This window comes from Streptomyces sp. NPDC003247, assembly GCF_042888135.1.
Lineage (GTDB): Bacteria > Actinomycetota > Actinomycetes > Streptomycetales > Streptomycetaceae > Streptomyces.
In genome coordinates, this window is sequence record NZ_JBIAPF010000015.1 from 55,831 (window position 1) to 69,378 (window position 13,548).

The following is a 13,548-nucleotide window of genomic DNA, read 5'->3' on the forward strand; positions in this document are numbered from 1 at the left end:
TCCCGTTCGCATTCTTCCGTGTGACGTGTGTCGCCTACCTTGGCGCCGTCTACCCTGGCGCCGTGTACACGCCTGAGACGCCCGGTGCCGTCGCCGCCCGTTTCACGGGTGCGACCGCGCTCCGGGAACGCCCCCGGTCGACGACCCTGGCCGAGGTGACCCTCGACGACGGGCGCACGGTCATGGTCAAGCGCGGCAACGGCCCCGAGGCGGTGCGGGCGGAGGCCGCCGGACTGCGCTGGCTGGCCGACGCCGGCGCGGTCCGCGTCCCCGCGGTGCACGGGCACGACGAACGGTCGCTGGTGACCGACCGGGTCGTGACGGGCCCACCGACCCCCGAGGCGGCCCTCCGCTTCGGCCGCGACCTCGCCGCCCTGCACGCCGCCGGCGCGCCCGCCTTCGGCGCCCCGCCGCCGGGCGGCCCCCGCCGGGCCCGGATCGGCCTCGCCCCCCTGTGCAACGCCGACGGCGCGGACTGGCCCGCCTGGTACGCCGAACACCGCGTGCTGCCGTATCTGCGCACGGCGGTCGACGAGGGCACGGTGCGTCCCGCCGAGGCGGCCGTCGTCGAGCGGGTCTGCGCGCGGCTGCCGGAGTGGGCCGGTCCCGCCGAACCGCCGGCGCGGCTCCACGGCGACCTGTGGAACGGCAACGTGCTGTGGGGCGAGGACGGGCAGGTCCGGCTCATCGACCCGGCCGCGCACGGCGGCCACCGCGAGACCGACCTGGCGATGCTCCGCCTGTTCGGCTGCCCCCACCTGGAGCTGGTGCTCGACGGCTACCGGCGGGCGGCGCCGCTCGCGGACGGCTGGACCGGCCGGGTCGGGATCCACCAGCTCTTCCCGCTCCTCGTCCACGCGGTCCTGTTCGGCCGGGCCTACGCCGAACAGGCGCTGTCGGTGGCGGAGCGAGCCCTGCGCGACCACTGACGCCGGCCATGACGCGGGCCCGGGCGATCACCCGGGCCCTCGTCACGGCGCACCCTCACGACGTCCGGTCGCCCTTCGGCTTGCCCCGCTGGTCCGGGGTGCCGTGCGGCGGCGGGCTGGAGGGCTCCGGCGAGGTCGCCGGCGACACCGGCGAGCCCGCACGCCCCTGGGTCTGCTCGGGACGCAGGGCGCCCGGATCGCCCGAGGTCGGCTCCGCGCCCGCCTCCAACTGCGCCAGGCGGGACGTGAGCAGCTCGGTGACCGGGAGCCGGTCGGCGTGCGTCCGTTCGTAGGCGAGCAACTCCTCCACCTCCCCGGCGGTGAGCGACCGTACGCGGCTCTCCAGGCCGCCGAGGGGCAGGTGGTCGTAGTCGGGCAGGGGCAGGGCGGTGCGGCCGGGGTCGGTCATCGGTCTCACTTCCGTTCGCGGTGGGCACCAGGCACGCTTCCGTTCGCGGGAGGCGCCGGACGCGCCGAGCGGTACGGCGTGCGCCGAGCGGTACGGCGCACGCCGAGTGGCGGCGGGGCGAGGGCGGGACGTCCGCTCAGTGGGCGCGCTCAGTGGGCGCCCAGACCGCCCCCGCCGAACGAGCCGCTGCTGCCCCGGCTCCAGCGCGGACGTGTCTTGGAGTCGCTCGACCGCGTCTGCATGTTGGTCAGTTCGTACGGGGTCAGGGGACGGCCGCCCTCCGCCATGCGGGGCACCTCGTCGGGTTCCCGGTTCTCCCGGACCTCGTGGACCGGGCCCTCCGGCGGCAGATGCGGCTGTTCCTCGGGGCGCGGCCTGGGTGACTCGCGCATCTTGACTCGCGCGCCCAGCCAGAAACTGCCGGCCAGCATGGCTATGAGGGCGACACCGACCAGGAACAGCGCCAGGCTGAGCAGGCCGCTCGAGGCGGCCAGCTGCATGCTTGCGGTACTCATATCAGGCGAATACCCGTCTAATCGGACGCAAACCGCTCACTCGGTCCCTCGCTGCGCGTGCGCGTTCCGTCGCCCACCGCGCTCCCATCACGCTCCCTCCGCGCTCCCACCGCGCTCCCGGCGCGCTCCGGGCGCGCTCCCGGCAGCCGACGGGCACGCCGCCGGGGTGGTTTGGGTCCGGCCGGCGCGGCTACCCGCACGGTGTGACTTCGACGACATCCCAACAGGAACTCTTCCGGTTCCTGGAGGATCGTTTCGCCTGCGCCCAGGCGTGCACCGAGTGTGCCCGGGCCTGTGCGCAGCGCGCGAGCCTCGTGGATCCGGACGGGACGGAACTGCAGGACCTCATACGCCGCAAGGGCATCATGTGCGCGGAGGTGTGCGACGCGACCTGCCGCATGCTGTCCGAGGACAACCGGACGGACGAGAGCGGCATCCGCCTCCAGCTGGAGTGGTGCCGCACGGTCTGCCTGGAGTGCGCGCACGTCTTCGACCGGCAGCCCGGCGCCGAGCAGAGCGCGGCCGCGTGCCGTGCCTGCGCCCAGGCCTGCACGGACTTCATGGCGACGCTCAGCTGATGCGCCGATCCACTGGTCGTCGTGCGACCAGCGGATCGATGCCGGTTCGGGGGGTGGGCCCGTCCGGCTCAGCTCACTCCCAGCCCTGTTCCGAGTAGAGCCGACCGGCCCGGACACCGTCCAGGGCGGTGCGGGCGTAGCCGACGAGCGGGTCCGGCAGGGCGTCCAGCGGCCACCACTCCCAGGCGAGGCACTTGTCCGGCTCCAGCAGCCGGGGCTCACCGGCCCACCGCCGGGCCCGGAACACCAGCTGGAGGCGGGGCCGGGTGCCGGGCGTGCCGACGACGTGCACGACATGGGCCAGTTCGACGTCCGCGGCCTCGATCACCAGCCCGGCCTCCTCCCGGGCCTCCCGGATCAGACAGGCCACGGCGGACTCCTGCTCGCAGTGGCCGGCCAGGAAGTGGTGGTGCAGCGGAGCGAAGGGCGAGTCGGGGTGGCGCAGCCCGAGGAGCACCTTCCCGTCGCGCTCCAGGTACAGGTGCACGCCGATGACGTTCGCGACGGCGTCCTTCCTGTGGCGCAGGGGCGGGGGGACGTTCCCGTCGGCCTGATGGCGGGCGAGGACCTCCGCCGCCCACGGCGCCATCGTCAGGTGGGCCGTGGTCGCGGCGTCGAAGAAGGCGAACATGATGCCCTCGCCGACCGGCAGCCGGGACGGATCGCCGTCCCACCGGCCGAGGAAGACCGTCATGTCGTCGATGACGGTGAAGCGGGTCAGCCCGTCCAGGACGAGCCCCGTCTCCTCCCGCAGCTCCCGCGCGACGGCCTCCTCCGGTGTCTCGCCCCCCTCCCGCGCCCCGCCGGGCAGGGACCAGGCGCCCGGATCGTCGATGGGCTTGTGCGCGTCACGCAGATGGAGCAGGTACTGACCACGCCGGTTGACCAGCAGCGCGGAGGTGTGGCGAGGCTCGGTGTCCATGCGGTGCCCTTCGTTCCGTACACGGGAACGCCGGGGTGACATCCCGGCGCCCCGACCGTACTTGAGCGGCCGTCCGGCTGGGGCGCCCCCGACCGCGCCCGCGCCGCGGCCCGCGCCACGCGTCCCTGGCCGGTCCGGACCGCCCCGTGTTACGAAGGGGCATGCCTGCACACGAGGGACCGGGACGCCCGGGAAGCCCGGGAAGCCCGGGACACCGCGCCTACGACGTGGTGATCGTCGGCGGTGGCCACAACGGGCTGGTCGCCGCCGCCTACCTGGGCCGGGCCGGGCGGTCCGTGCTGGTGCTGGAGCGGCTGGACCACACCGGGGGCGCGGCCGTCTCCACCCGTCCGTTCGCCGGGGTGGATGCCAGGCTGTCGCGCTACTCCTACCTGGTCAGCCTGCTTCCGCGGAAGATCGTGCGGGACCTGGGCCTGCGGTTCCGCGTCCAGGGGCGGACCATCTCGTCGTACACCCCCGTGGAGCGGGGCGGGCGGCCGACCGGCCTGCTCGTGGGCGGGAGCGAGGAGCGCACCCGGGAGGCGTTCGCGCGGCTGACCGGCGGGGAGCGGGAGTACGCGGCCTGGCAGCGCTTCTACGGCATGACCCGACGCGTCGCCCGGAGCGTCTTCCCGACGCTCACCGAGCCGCTGCCCAGCCGCGGGGAACTGCGCCGCCGCGTCGACGACGAGGACGCCTGGCGGGCCCTGTTCGAGGAGCCCCTGGGCGTCACGATCGAGGAGCGCTTCGCGGACGACCTGGTGCGCGGCGTGGTCCTGACCGACGCGCTCATCGGCACCTTCGCCGACGCCCACGACGCCTCCCTGAAACAGAACCGCTGCTTCCTCTACCACGTCATCGGCGGCGGCACCGGAGCCTGGGACGTGCCCGTCGGCGGCATGGGCGCCCTCACCGACGCCCTGGCCGCCGCCGCCCGGGGCGCGGGCGCCGTCCTCGCCACCGGCCACGAGGCCGTACGGATCGCCACGGACGGCCGTCGCGCCGAGGTCACCTGGCGCACCGCCGACGGCGAGGGCGTCGCCGCCGCCCGGACCGTCCTGGTGAACGCCTCCCCGCAGGCCCTCGCCGCCCTCACCGGCGACGAACCGCCCGCCCCCGCCGAGGGCGCCCAGCTCAAGGTGAACATGCTGCTGAAGCGGCTGCCCCGGCTCAGGGACACCGCGGTCGACCCGCGCGAGGCCTTCGCCGGGACCTTCCACATCGCGGAGGGCTACGAGCAGCTCGCCCGCGCCCACGCCCAGGCCGCCGCCGGTGAGCCGCCCACCGCCCCGCCGTCCGAGATCTACTGCCACTCCCTGACCGACCCGAGCATCCTCGGCCCGGACCTCGCCGGACGCGGCTACCAGACGCTGACCCTGTTCGGCCTGCACACGCCCGCCCGGCTCTTCGCCCGGGACCACGACGCCGTGCGCGACGCGCTGCTGGGGGCCACCCTCGCCCAGCTCGACGCCCACCTCGCCGAACCCCTCGCCGACTGCCTGGCCACGGACGCCGACGGCCGCCCCTGCGTCGAGGCGAAGACCCCGCTCGACCTGGAACGCGACCTCCGCCTGCCCGGCGGCCACATCTTCCACCGTGACCTGAGCTGGCCCTACGCCGACGGGAGCACGGGCCGCTGGGGCGTCGGGACCCCGCACGCCAACGTCCTGCTGTGCGGGGCCGGCGCGGTGCGCGGGGGAGGCGTCAGCGGAGTGCCGGGGCACAACGCGGCGATGGCGGTGCTGGAGGGCGGGGCCGGCTGACGAGCCGCATGCGCCGCGCGGGGAGGGGTACCCCGGCACAACGAAAGACCGCACGTATGCACGGATGACAGGGAGGCTGTCATGGCGGACCTGAGCCCCATCGACCTGCAGAAGGCCCTCCGCGGCATGGACTACCCGACGGACAAGCAGCACCTGGTGGAGCGTGCCCGTCAGAACAAGGCCGACGACAAGGTCGTCAGCCGCCTCGACGGTCTGAAGCAGGACCACTTCGACGGGCCCAACGAGGTGCAGAAGGCCGTCTTCAACCAGTAGCCCACGGGAGCGGAGTCCGCGGCCGGCCGGCGGACCGCCCTCGGCCGGCCGCGGAACCCCGGCCCACCGGCGCCGGTGGGCGCCGCCCGCTTGACCCGCCCCCGCCGTCCCCCGAGGATCCTGTGTCATGACGCCAGGACACGGCAGCACGGTCGACGGGGTGCTGCGGCGCAGCGCCCGACGCACCCCGGCACGCGTCGCGGTCGAGTACCGCGACCGCACCTGGACCTACGAGGAACTCGACGAGGCCGTCTCCCGCGCGGCGGCCGCCCTGCTCGGCCTCGGCCTCGCCCCCGGCGACCGGGTCGGCGCCTACGGCCACAACTCGGACGCCTACCTCGTCGCCTTCCTCGCCTGCGCCCGCGCCGGCCTGGTGCACGTCCCCGTCAACCAGAACCTCACCGGCGACGACCTCGCCTACATCGTCGGCCAGTCGGGCAGCGCACTGGTCCTCACCGACCCCGACCTCGCGGACCGGCTCCCCGCCGGCGTACGGACCCTGCCGCTGCGCGACAGCGACGACTCGCTCCTTTCCCGGCTGGCCGCCACCCCGCCGTACGACGGCCCCGAGCCGCGCGGCGAGGACCTGGTCCAGCTGCTGTACACCTCGGGCACCACGGCCCTGCCCAAGGGCGCGATGATGACCCACCGCGCCCTGGTGCACGAGTACCTGAGCGCGATCACCGCCCTCGACCTCAGCGCCGGCGACCGGCCCGCGCACTCCCTGCCGCTGTACCACTCGGCGCAGATGCACGTGTTCCTGCTGCCGTACCTCGCCGTCGGCGCCACCAACATCGTCCTGGACGCACCGGACGGCGACCGGCTGTTCGACCTGATCGAGGCCGGCCGCGTCGACAGCCTCTTCGCCCCGCCGACCGTGTGGATCTCCCTCGCCAACCGCCCCGACTTCGCCACCCGCGACCTCGACGGACTGCGCAAGGTGTACTACGGGGCGTCGATCATGCCGGTCCCCGTCCTGGAACGCCTGCGCGAACGCCTCCCGAAGCTCGCCTTCTACAACTGCTTCGGGCAGAGCGAGATCGGCCCGCTCGCCACCGTCCTCGCCCCCGACGAGCACCAGGGCCGCATGGACTCCTGCGGCCGCACGGTCCTCTTCGTGGACGCCCGGGTCGTCGACGACGACGGCGAGGACGTGCCCGACGGCACCCCCGGGGAGATCGTCTACCGCTCCCCCCAGTTGTGCGAGGGCTACTGGGACAAACCCGAGGAGACCGCCGCGGCTTTCCGGGACGGCTGGTTCCGCTCCGGAGACCTCGCCGTGCGCGACGCCGACGGCTACTTCACCGTCGTCGACCGGGTGAAGGACGTCATCAACTCCGGCGGCGTGCTGGTCGCCTCCCGCCAGGTCGAGGACGCCCTCTACACCCATGAGGCCGTCGCCGAGGCGGCCGTCGTCGGCCTGCCCGACGAGAAGTGGATCGAGGCGGTCACCGCGGTCGTCGTCCCCCGGGGCGAGGTCACGGAGGACGACCTCATCGCCCACGCCCGCGCGAAGCTGCCCGCCTTCAAGGCGCCGAAGCGGGTGCTGTTCGTGGACGAGCTCCCGCGCAACGCCAGCGGGAAGATCCTCAAGCGTGAGCTGCGGGACCGGCTGGGCTGAGCCGCCGCCTGCCGCCCCACCGCCCGCGGGCGGTGGGGCGGCTCGTGGGCGTACGTTCCCCGGACAGTCGCAAGGTCCCCCTCGTGTGCTCTGTCCGCGTCCGTGACCGATCGCTAGGCTGGCCGCGGACGACGAACCGGGAGGAGCACGGACGTGGCCGAGAGCACCATCCAGCAGCAGCCGCTCGCGGGCTGGGAGAAGCCGGAGCTGGACCTCAGCAGGGCCGAGTGGCAGTCCAGCAGCAGGGGCCGGGGGGATGTCCAGATCGCCTTCGTCGAGGGCTTCGTCGCGATGCGCAACAGCGGTCGCCCCGAGAGCCCTTCCCTGATCTTCACGCCCGCGGAGTGGGGCGCCTTCGTCTGCGGCGCCCGTGAGGGCGAGTTCGACCTGACCTGAGCCCCGGCCGGTCCGGCCCGCCGCCACGGGCCGAACCGGCGGTGTTCCCCCTCGTTTTCCGGACACGCGACCCCGGGGACCCGGGCCGGGCCCCCGTCTGGGCCAGGCTGGCCCCAGCAGGACGAAGGACGTGTCCCGGAGGTGAGGACCATGAGCACTCTGCCGGTCGTCGCGGCGGTCGACGGCTCCGAGAACAGCCTGCGCGCCCTCGACTGGGCCCTGGACTCCGCCCGCGGGCGCGGGGCTCCGCTGCGCGTCGTGCACGTGCGCCAGTACGCCGTCTGGACCCAGCCCGGCGCCCCGGTGGTGGTACCCCCGCCGCCGGACGAGGACCCGGTCCTCGCCGACGCCCGCGCCCGGCTGGCCGGCGCCGCGCACGGGACGGACCTGGAGTACGTCGGCCTGGACGGCGCGCCGGGCGCCCTGCTGCCCGAACTCGGCGCGGAGGCGGAACTGCTCGTCCTGGGTTCCCGGGGCCGCGGTGGCTTCGCCCGGCTGCTGCTCGGCTCCAACGGCCTCACCGCCGCGCGGGACGCCGAGTGCCCGGTCGTGGTCGTCCCCCCGCCCGGACGCGAGGCGGACGGCCCGCACCCCGCGCCGGAACCGGGGCCCCGCGTGGTCGTCGGCCTGAAGACGGACGGCCCCGACGACGCCACCCTCGCCTTCGCCTTCACCGAGGCCGCCCTGCGCGGCGCACGCCTCCAGGTGATCGCCGCCTACCCCTGGCCCGTGCAGACCTGGACGGCCCCCGTCGAGCTGATCGCTCCGGTCGTCGAGCAGGACGCCGTCGAGCACGAGACCCGCGTCCTCGTCGACGGCTTCCTCACCCCGCACCGGGAACGCCACCCCGGCGTGCGCGCCGAACCCCACCCCGTCGCCGGTGACGCGGCCGGACACCTCGTCGCCGCCTCCGTCGACGCCGAGTTGGTCGTCGTCGGCCGCCACCGCCGCCGTCTGCTGGCCCCCGCCCGCATGCTGGGCTCCGTCACCCACGCCGTCCTGCTGCACGCGGCGAGCCCGGTCGCGGTCGTGCCCCCGGCCCCGGGGGAGGAATGACCGCCGGGGCGACGGACGCCGGTGGACCTATCATCGGCCGCATGCAGGACGCGACCCACGGCGCCACCCGCCTCGCCCTCGACCTGGCGCTGACCATCCGGCACGACGGCCACGGCGGGGTCGCCGACGACCTGGCCGACCCCGCCGCACTGACCGCCTGGGTCGCGGCCCACGCCGAGGACCTCCCCGACACCGCCGGACGGACCGTCGACGCGACCGCCCTCGCCGCCGTCCGCGCCCTGCGCGCCGCGGTCCGCGCCCTCTTCGCCCACGCCGTCCGCCCCGCCGAGCCCAGCCCCGCCGACGCGGCCCGCCTGCTGCCGCTGCCCGAGGCCCTGCGCCGGCTGAACGAGGCCGCCGCCCGCACCCCCACCGTGCCGGTCCTGCGGTGGTCCGAGGGCACCGGCCCCGTCGCCGACCGGCGGCCCGTACCGGACGGCGATCTCACGGCCGCCCTCGCCCAGGCCGCGATCTCCTTCCTGACCGGGCCGGACCGGGAGCGCCTGCGCGCCTGCCACGCCCCGCGCTGCGTCCGCTACTTCCTCAAGGACCACCCCCGCCAGGAGTGGTGCAAGCCGTCCTGCGGCAACCGCGCCCGTGTGGCCCGCCACCACGAGCGCCACCGGAAGACCGTGGGCTGACCCACCGGCCTTCCCCCTCCGCCCACGCCCGGCGGTTCCGCGGCCCATCGCCCCCGTGACCTCGCGCCCATCGCCGAACTGCACCACGTACCATGGCCGCATGTCGTTCCTCCGCCGCCGCAGCGCCACCCCCGCCGGGCCCGACTTCGACGTACTGGCCATGGACCCGGGCGACTGGCCCGGCAATCTCGGCGCCGGGCTGCTGCCCGCCCCCGACGGCACCTGCCAGGGCGTCTTCCTGCGTTACGACCTCTTCGGCGGCCGAGGCCCCGCGATGATCATCGGCAACCTCCCGGCGGGCTCCCCCGCCCGCGAGGTCCCGGAGGGCCAGGTGCCCTTCGAGGTCGCGCAGCTGCTGCTGGCGCTGGAGAACGACGAGGAGGTGACCGTCGTCGGCACCGAGGACATGCCGGTGATGCAGGGCGACAACCTCCTGATCGTGCGCCGCCTCAAGCTCTCCGAGAGCCGCATCTCCTGCGTCCAGTTCGACCGCAGCGACAACGTCCTCGTCACCATCGCCGCCTGGGACCGCCCCATCACCGACGACCTGTACGCCCTGCTGAAACCGCTCCCGGCGGAGCTCTTCCAGCAGGGCTGACCGGTCAGGAGGCCGACACCCGCACGTCCGCCGCCCGGACGAACGCGACCCGGTGGCCGTACTGGATCTCGTAGTACAGGTCCTTGCCGACCACCACCCGGTGCGTGTCGGCCGCGAAGGTGACCGCGTAGTAGTACTCGCCCGGCACCGTGCCGCCGACGACGTACTTCTGGCCCTTCGGCAGCCGGTACGGCAGCGGGGAGACCGCCTGCGCCGGGACGCCCGCCGGGTAGGCCGCCGCCTCCGGATAGGCCCGCCCGTAGACCGGGACGCTGTCCACGCCGTCCTTCGGGGTGACCACCGTGCCGGAGGCGGGCACGGCCGTCGGCTGCTGCGCCGGGTTGCGGAACCAGGCCTTCTGGCCGAGGTACCAGATCGCCGTCCAGTCCTCCCAGCGGTCGGCCACCGCGTACTGCTGGCCGGTGGACGCCCGCGAGGAGAGGTCGTTCACGCCCGTGCCCGGCGTCGTGCCCAGGCCGATGTCCTTGACCAGGGGCGCGGTCAGGGAGTGGTCGGAGTACAGCCGGACCTCGCTGGAGCCGTGTGCCGCACACGTCTGACCGGGGGCCGTGCAGCCCGTGTACACCGGCTGGTTGGCCGCGTAGTCCGGCAGGATCGTCACCAGCGAGCCGTCCTGGCCGGCCGTCGCCTTGAACGGGTGGCCCAGCAGCTCGAAGTAGTGCCGCCAGTCCCAGTACGGGCCGGGGTCCGTGTGCATCCCCGGGACGCTCGCCGTCGTCGGGCCGGGCACGGTGTCGTGGCCCAGGATGTGCTGGCGGTCCAGGGGGATGCCGTACTGCGCGGCCAGGTACGCCACCAGGCGCGCCGACGACCGGTACATGGCCTCCGTGTACCAGGAGTCCGGGGCGGCGAGGAAGCCCTCGTGCTCCAGGCCGATCGACTTGGCGTTGACGTACCAGTTGCCCGCGTGCCAGGCCACGTCCTTGGCCTTCACGTGCTGCGCGACGTGGCCGTCGGTGGAGCGCAGCGAGTAGTTCCAGGACACGTAGGCCGGGTCCTGGACCAGGTCGATGACGCCCTCCCAGCCGCCCTCGGTGTCGTGCACGACGATGTACTCGACGGACTGGGACGCCGGACGGTCCCCCGTGTCGTGGTTGCCGTAGTCGTTGTCGCCGAACTGCTCGTAGGGCGCCGGGATCCACTCGCAGGCGACGGTGCTCGGGCACTCGGTGCCCGCGGCGGACGCCGTGCGCAGACCGATGTGCCGCAACTGGGCGGTGCGCGGCCGCACCCGCGGCTGCGCGGGCAGCACGACCCGCTGGCCGGCGTCCGTGGTGCGCTCCGCGCCGGTGCGGATCACGTCGTACACGTCGTTCGCGTAGGCGGCGCCCGTCGCGGTGTCGTCGGCGCCCGAGAAGTACGCCACCGCGCCGTACCAGTCCGCCGGGTCGGCGCTCAGCGGCTCGCCCAGGTCCCGCTGGGCGGCGGCGAGCAGGGCGGCGCCGCCGGCCACGTTGGCCATGGGGTCGGTGCGCAGCTCCTCGGGACTCACACCGGTCAGCTCGGCCGCGCTCAGCAGCGTGTTCAGCCTCGGCGGGATCTCGGCGTCCTCGGGGAGGGCCGTCCGGGGGCGCAGCGGCGGACGGGCGTCGTCGCCGCGGGCGTCCTCCGTGCCCTCGCTGTGGTGCGGGGCCGAGGTCAGGGCGGTGCGGGCGTCGGTGAGGTGCATGGGGCCGTAGCCGCCGGTCACGCTCGGCGCGCCGGCGTGCCCGTCCCAGCGGGACTGGAGGTAGGAGACGCCCAGCAGCACGCTCTGCGGCACGCGATACTCGGCGGCCGCGGTGCTGAACGCCCGTTGCAGCAGCGCCGCGGACGCGCCCGCCGCGCCCATGGAGCCCGTGGAGTCCGTGGCGGGGGAGGCCGCGCCGAGCAGCGGCAGCAGCAGGGCCGCCGACGCCACGGCGGCGGTGGCCCCGCGGGCGCCTGCGGAACCGGGCACTGGTCGGGGGTGGGTGACGGATCTTCGCAATGCGGCCTCCTGGGACGAACGAGCGAGCGGGGCGGGGCGGCGTGCGGGGCCGGGCGTGAGGCAGTGGTACCCGCTTGCCGACGGTCCGTCAATCATGCCCATCAGGAGACGATTTCCCATGTCAACAGGGGTTCGGCGAGTTTCGTGGCGGCAGCCCGCGGGCCTGCGGCGCGTCAGTGGAGTACACCGATGGGCGAGCGCCTCGCCGGACGGCCGCGGCCTCGGCGGAGCACGTCACCCGGGCGGTGGCACCACTCGCGAGCCCGTGGAGCGGAGGGCCGCGCGCCGTTCGCGAGCGCCCGGTTGGGGGCCGCCGCGCCATTCGCGAGCGCCGGGACCGGTGGCCGTCGCACCACTCGAAAGTGCCCGCAGCGGGTTGCTGCCGCGGCATTCGCGAGCACCCGGTCGGGTGGCTGCCGCACCACTCCCGAGCGCCGGGACCGGTGGCCGCCGCACCGCTCAAGTGCGCCCGCAGCGGTGGCCGTACCACCTGGAAGCGTCCCGTGTGCGGCCCGTGGCGTCTGGGGTACCCCGGGGCCGGTCCGTCCGGGCATGCGAAGGCCGCGGGGCGCCGCCGTTCCGGCGGCCCCCGCGGCCTTGTCCCCCTCAGCGGGTGCCGACCGCCGCCCGTACGGCCCGCCGGGCCAGCTGGCAGTCGTCGTGGAGCCGCCGCAGCAGCAGCCGCTGTTCCTCGCCGGACTGCGCGGCCGCCGTATGGGCCGTGCCCGGAGCCGTCGGGGCCGTGTCGTGCATCGAACGCTGCACGGCCGTCTCGTAGGTGCGGATCTCCCGGGTCAGGACCAGCATCAGGTTCACCAGGAACGCGTCGCGCCAGGCCGGGCCGGCCGACTGCGCGATCTGGCTGATCTGACGGCGCGCCACCGGTGCGTCCCCGAGGACCGACCACAGTGTCGCCAGGTCGTAGCCCGGCAGGTACCAGCCCGCGTGGTCCCAGTCCACCAGCACGGGGCCGGCCGGTGACACCAGGATGTTCGACAGCAGGGCGTCGCCGTGGCAGAACTGGCCCATGCCCTGACGGCCCGCGGTCGCCGCGATGCCGTGCAGCAGCTTCTGGAGGTCGCCCAGGTCCCGGTCGGTGAGCAGGCCCAGCTCGTGGTAGCGGGAGATGCGGGCCGCGTAGTCCAGCGGCGCGTCGAACGTGCCCGCCGGCGGACGCCAGGCGTTGAGCCGGCAGACGGCGCCCAGCGCCGCCCTGATGTCCGCGCGCGGCGGTGCCTCCGCCGGGTGCCGCTGGAGCGCCGCCGCCCGTCCCGGCATCCGTTCGACGACGAGCGTGCAGTTGTCCGGGTCCGCCGCGATCAGTCGCGGCACCCGTACCGGGGGGCGGTGCCGGACGAACGTGCGGTATGCGGCTATCTCGTGGCGGATCCGTTCCGCCCAGACGGGTGAGTGGTCCAGTAAACACTTCGCGACGGCCGTGCTGCGTCCGGTCGTACCGACCAGGAGGACGGAGCGGCCGCTGCGGCGCAGCACCTGCACCGGGGCGAACTCCGGGCAGATGCGGTGCACCGACGCGATCGCCGTGCGCAGCTGGGCGCCCTGGGGGCCGGACAGGTCGAGTCTCCCGCTGAGCGGTGGGGTGCCGAGACCCGCGGGACGCCGGCCGCGGCCCCCGCCGGGTGCCGGGGCCGCCGACCGCGCGGGGTCGAGGTAGGGGCCGCCGCCGCCCGGGCGGGGGAGCAGCGACCTGGGCGGGGCGGACACGGAGGACGATGCTGCGTACATGGGGGAGACAGATCCCTTCGTGTGCCTGCTGTGTCAAAGCGCCGCCCGGCCCGGTCCCCCGGGTGCACCCTGGGGAATGTCCCCCGGAGACCGGGTCGGGGTGGCGCGTTC

14 protein-coding genes are annotated in these 13,548 nt (G+C 74.9%); 9 read left to right on the forward strand and 5 right to left on the reverse strand.

Annotated elements, in window-relative coordinates; all coding sequences use genetic code 11:
• The first annotated feature begins 62 nt into the window (after positions 1-62).
• Complete coding sequence (locus tag ACFYWQ_RS36610; protein WP_389522796.1) at positions 63-929, forward strand: fructosamine kinase family protein; 867 nt, start codon at positions 63-65, stop codon at positions 927-929.
• Positions 930-984: 55 nt separating this feature from the next.
• Here ACFYWQ_RS36610 and ACFYWQ_RS36615 read toward each other — a convergent pair whose 3' ends face one another.
• Both ACFYWQ_RS36615 and ACFYWQ_RS36620 read right to left on the reverse strand, forming a co-directional pair.
• Positions 985-1,338 carry a hypothetical protein gene (locus ACFYWQ_RS36615; protein ID WP_389522797.1) on the reverse strand — a complete coding sequence of 118 codons (354 nt, stop codon included), beginning with the start codon at positions 1,336-1,338 and terminating at the stop codon, positions 985-987.
• Between the two features lie 149 nt (positions 1,339-1,487).
• Entirely contained in the window at positions 1,488-1,853 is a 366-nt protein-coding gene (locus ACFYWQ_RS36620; RefSeq protein ID WP_389522799.1) for a DUF6479 family protein, read from the reverse strand.
• 203 nt (positions 1,854-2,056) lie between these two features.
• On the opposite strand from ACFYWQ_RS36620, the gene ACFYWQ_RS36625 reads away from it, so the two are divergent.
• The gene (locus tag ACFYWQ_RS36625) at positions 2,057-2,431 is read left to right on the forward strand and encodes a ferredoxin (RefSeq protein WP_389522801.1); all 375 of its coding nucleotides are present in this window, start codon (positions 2,057-2,059) and stop codon (positions 2,429-2,431) included.
• A 73-nt stretch (positions 2,432-2,504) separates the two neighbouring features.
• On the opposite strand, the gene ACFYWQ_RS36630 is transcribed toward ACFYWQ_RS36625, so the two are convergent.
• Positions 2,505-3,353, reverse strand: a complete 849-nt coding sequence (locus tag ACFYWQ_RS36630; protein ID WP_389522802.1) for an NUDIX domain-containing protein — start codon at positions 3,351-3,353, stop codon at positions 2,505-2,507.
• Positions 3,354-3,514: 161 nt separating this feature from the next.
• On the opposite strand from ACFYWQ_RS36630, the gene ACFYWQ_RS36635 reads away from it, so the two are divergent.
• The 7 genes from ACFYWQ_RS36635 (at position 3,515) to ACFYWQ_RS36665 (ending at position 9,701) form a co-directional block, all read left to right on the forward strand.
• Entirely contained in the window at positions 3,515-5,116 is a 1,602-nt protein-coding gene (locus ACFYWQ_RS36635; RefSeq protein ID WP_389522804.1) for a phytoene desaturase family protein, read from the forward strand.
• An 81-nt stretch (positions 5,117-5,197) separates the two neighbouring features.
• The gene (locus ACFYWQ_RS36640) at positions 5,198-5,389 is read left to right on the forward strand and encodes a DUF2795 domain-containing protein (RefSeq protein WP_389522807.1); all 192 of its coding nucleotides are present in this window, start codon (positions 5,198-5,200) and stop codon (positions 5,387-5,389) included.
• A gap of 127 nt (positions 5,390-5,516) precedes the next feature.
• A complete protein-coding gene (locus ACFYWQ_RS36645) occupies positions 5,517-7,010 on the forward strand; it encodes an acyl-CoA synthetase (protein ID WP_389522809.1) in 1,494 nt (497 codons plus the stop codon).
• A gap of 153 nt (positions 7,011-7,163) precedes the next feature.
• Positions 7,164-7,406, forward strand: coding sequence for a DUF397 domain-containing protein (locus ACFYWQ_RS36650; protein ID WP_385077596.1), 243 nt, complete (start codon positions 7,164-7,166; stop codon positions 7,404-7,406).
• Positions 7,407-7,556: 150 nt separating this feature from the next.
• Positions 7,557-8,462, forward strand: a complete 906-nt coding sequence (locus tag ACFYWQ_RS36655; protein ID WP_389522812.1) for a universal stress protein — start codon at positions 7,557-7,559, stop codon at positions 8,460-8,462.
• A 41-nt stretch (positions 8,463-8,503) separates the two neighbouring features.
• The gene (locus ACFYWQ_RS36660) at positions 8,504-9,103 is read left to right on the forward strand and encodes a CGNR zinc finger domain-containing protein (protein WP_389522815.1); all 600 of its coding nucleotides are present in this window, start codon (positions 8,504-8,506) and stop codon (positions 9,101-9,103) included.
• A 100-nt stretch (positions 9,104-9,203) separates the two neighbouring features.
• The gene (locus ACFYWQ_RS36665) at positions 9,204-9,701 is read left to right on the forward strand and encodes a hypothetical protein (RefSeq protein WP_389522817.1); all 498 of its coding nucleotides are present in this window, start codon (positions 9,204-9,206) and stop codon (positions 9,699-9,701) included.
• Positions 9,702-9,705: 4 nt separating this feature from the next.
• On the opposite strand, the gene ACFYWQ_RS36670 is transcribed toward ACFYWQ_RS36665, so the two are convergent.
• Positions 9,706-11,691 carry an N-acetylmuramoyl-L-alanine amidase gene (locus ACFYWQ_RS36670; protein ID WP_389522819.1) on the reverse strand — a complete coding sequence of 662 codons (1,986 nt, stop codon included), beginning with the start codon at positions 11,689-11,691 and terminating at the stop codon, positions 9,706-9,708.
• 606 nt (positions 11,692-12,297) lie between these two features.
• Entirely contained in the window at positions 12,298-13,437 is a 1,140-nt protein-coding gene (locus ACFYWQ_RS36675; protein ID WP_389522821.1) for an aminoglycoside phosphotransferase family protein, read from the reverse strand.
• Positions 13,438-13,548 lie beyond the last annotated feature (111 nt).

Excerpts from the sequence above, each read along its gene's own strand:
- ACFYWQ_RS36660 (WP_389522815.1), top strand. The coding sequence starts at position 8,504 with ATGCAGGACGCGACCCACGGCGCCACCCGCCTCGCCCTCGACCTGGCG.
- ACFYWQ_RS36675 (WP_389522821.1), bottom strand. The coding sequence starts at position 13,437 with ATGTACGCAGCATCGTCCTCCGTGTCCGCCCCGCCCAGGTCGCTGCTC.
- ACFYWQ_RS36630 (WP_389522802.1), bottom strand. The coding sequence starts at position 3,353 with ATGGACACCGAGCCTCGCCACACCTCCGCGCTGCTGGTCAACCGGCGT.
- ACFYWQ_RS36615 (WP_389522797.1), bottom strand. The coding sequence starts at position 1,338 with ATGACCGACCCCGGCCGCACCGCCCTGCCCCTGCCCGACTACGACCAC.
- ACFYWQ_RS36620 (WP_389522799.1), bottom strand. The coding sequence starts at position 1,853 with ATGAGTACCGCAAGCATGCAGCTGGCCGCCTCGAGCGGCCTGCTCAGC.
- ACFYWQ_RS36655 (WP_389522812.1), top strand. The coding sequence starts at position 7,557 with ATGAGCACTCTGCCGGTCGTCGCGGCGGTCGACGGCTCCGAGAACAGC.
- ACFYWQ_RS36640 (WP_389522807.1), top strand. The coding sequence starts at position 5,198 with ATGGCGGACCTGAGCCCCATCGACCTGCAGAAGGCCCTCCGCGGCATG.
- ACFYWQ_RS36635 (WP_389522804.1), top strand. The coding sequence starts at position 3,515 with ATGCCTGCACACGAGGGACCGGGACGCCCGGGAAGCCCGGGAAGCCCG.
- ACFYWQ_RS36665 (WP_389522817.1), top strand. The coding sequence starts at position 9,204 with ATGTCGTTCCTCCGCCGCCGCAGCGCCACCCCCGCCGGGCCCGACTTC.
- ACFYWQ_RS36645 (WP_389522809.1), top strand. The coding sequence starts at position 5,517 with ATGACGCCAGGACACGGCAGCACGGTCGACGGGGTGCTGCGGCGCAGC.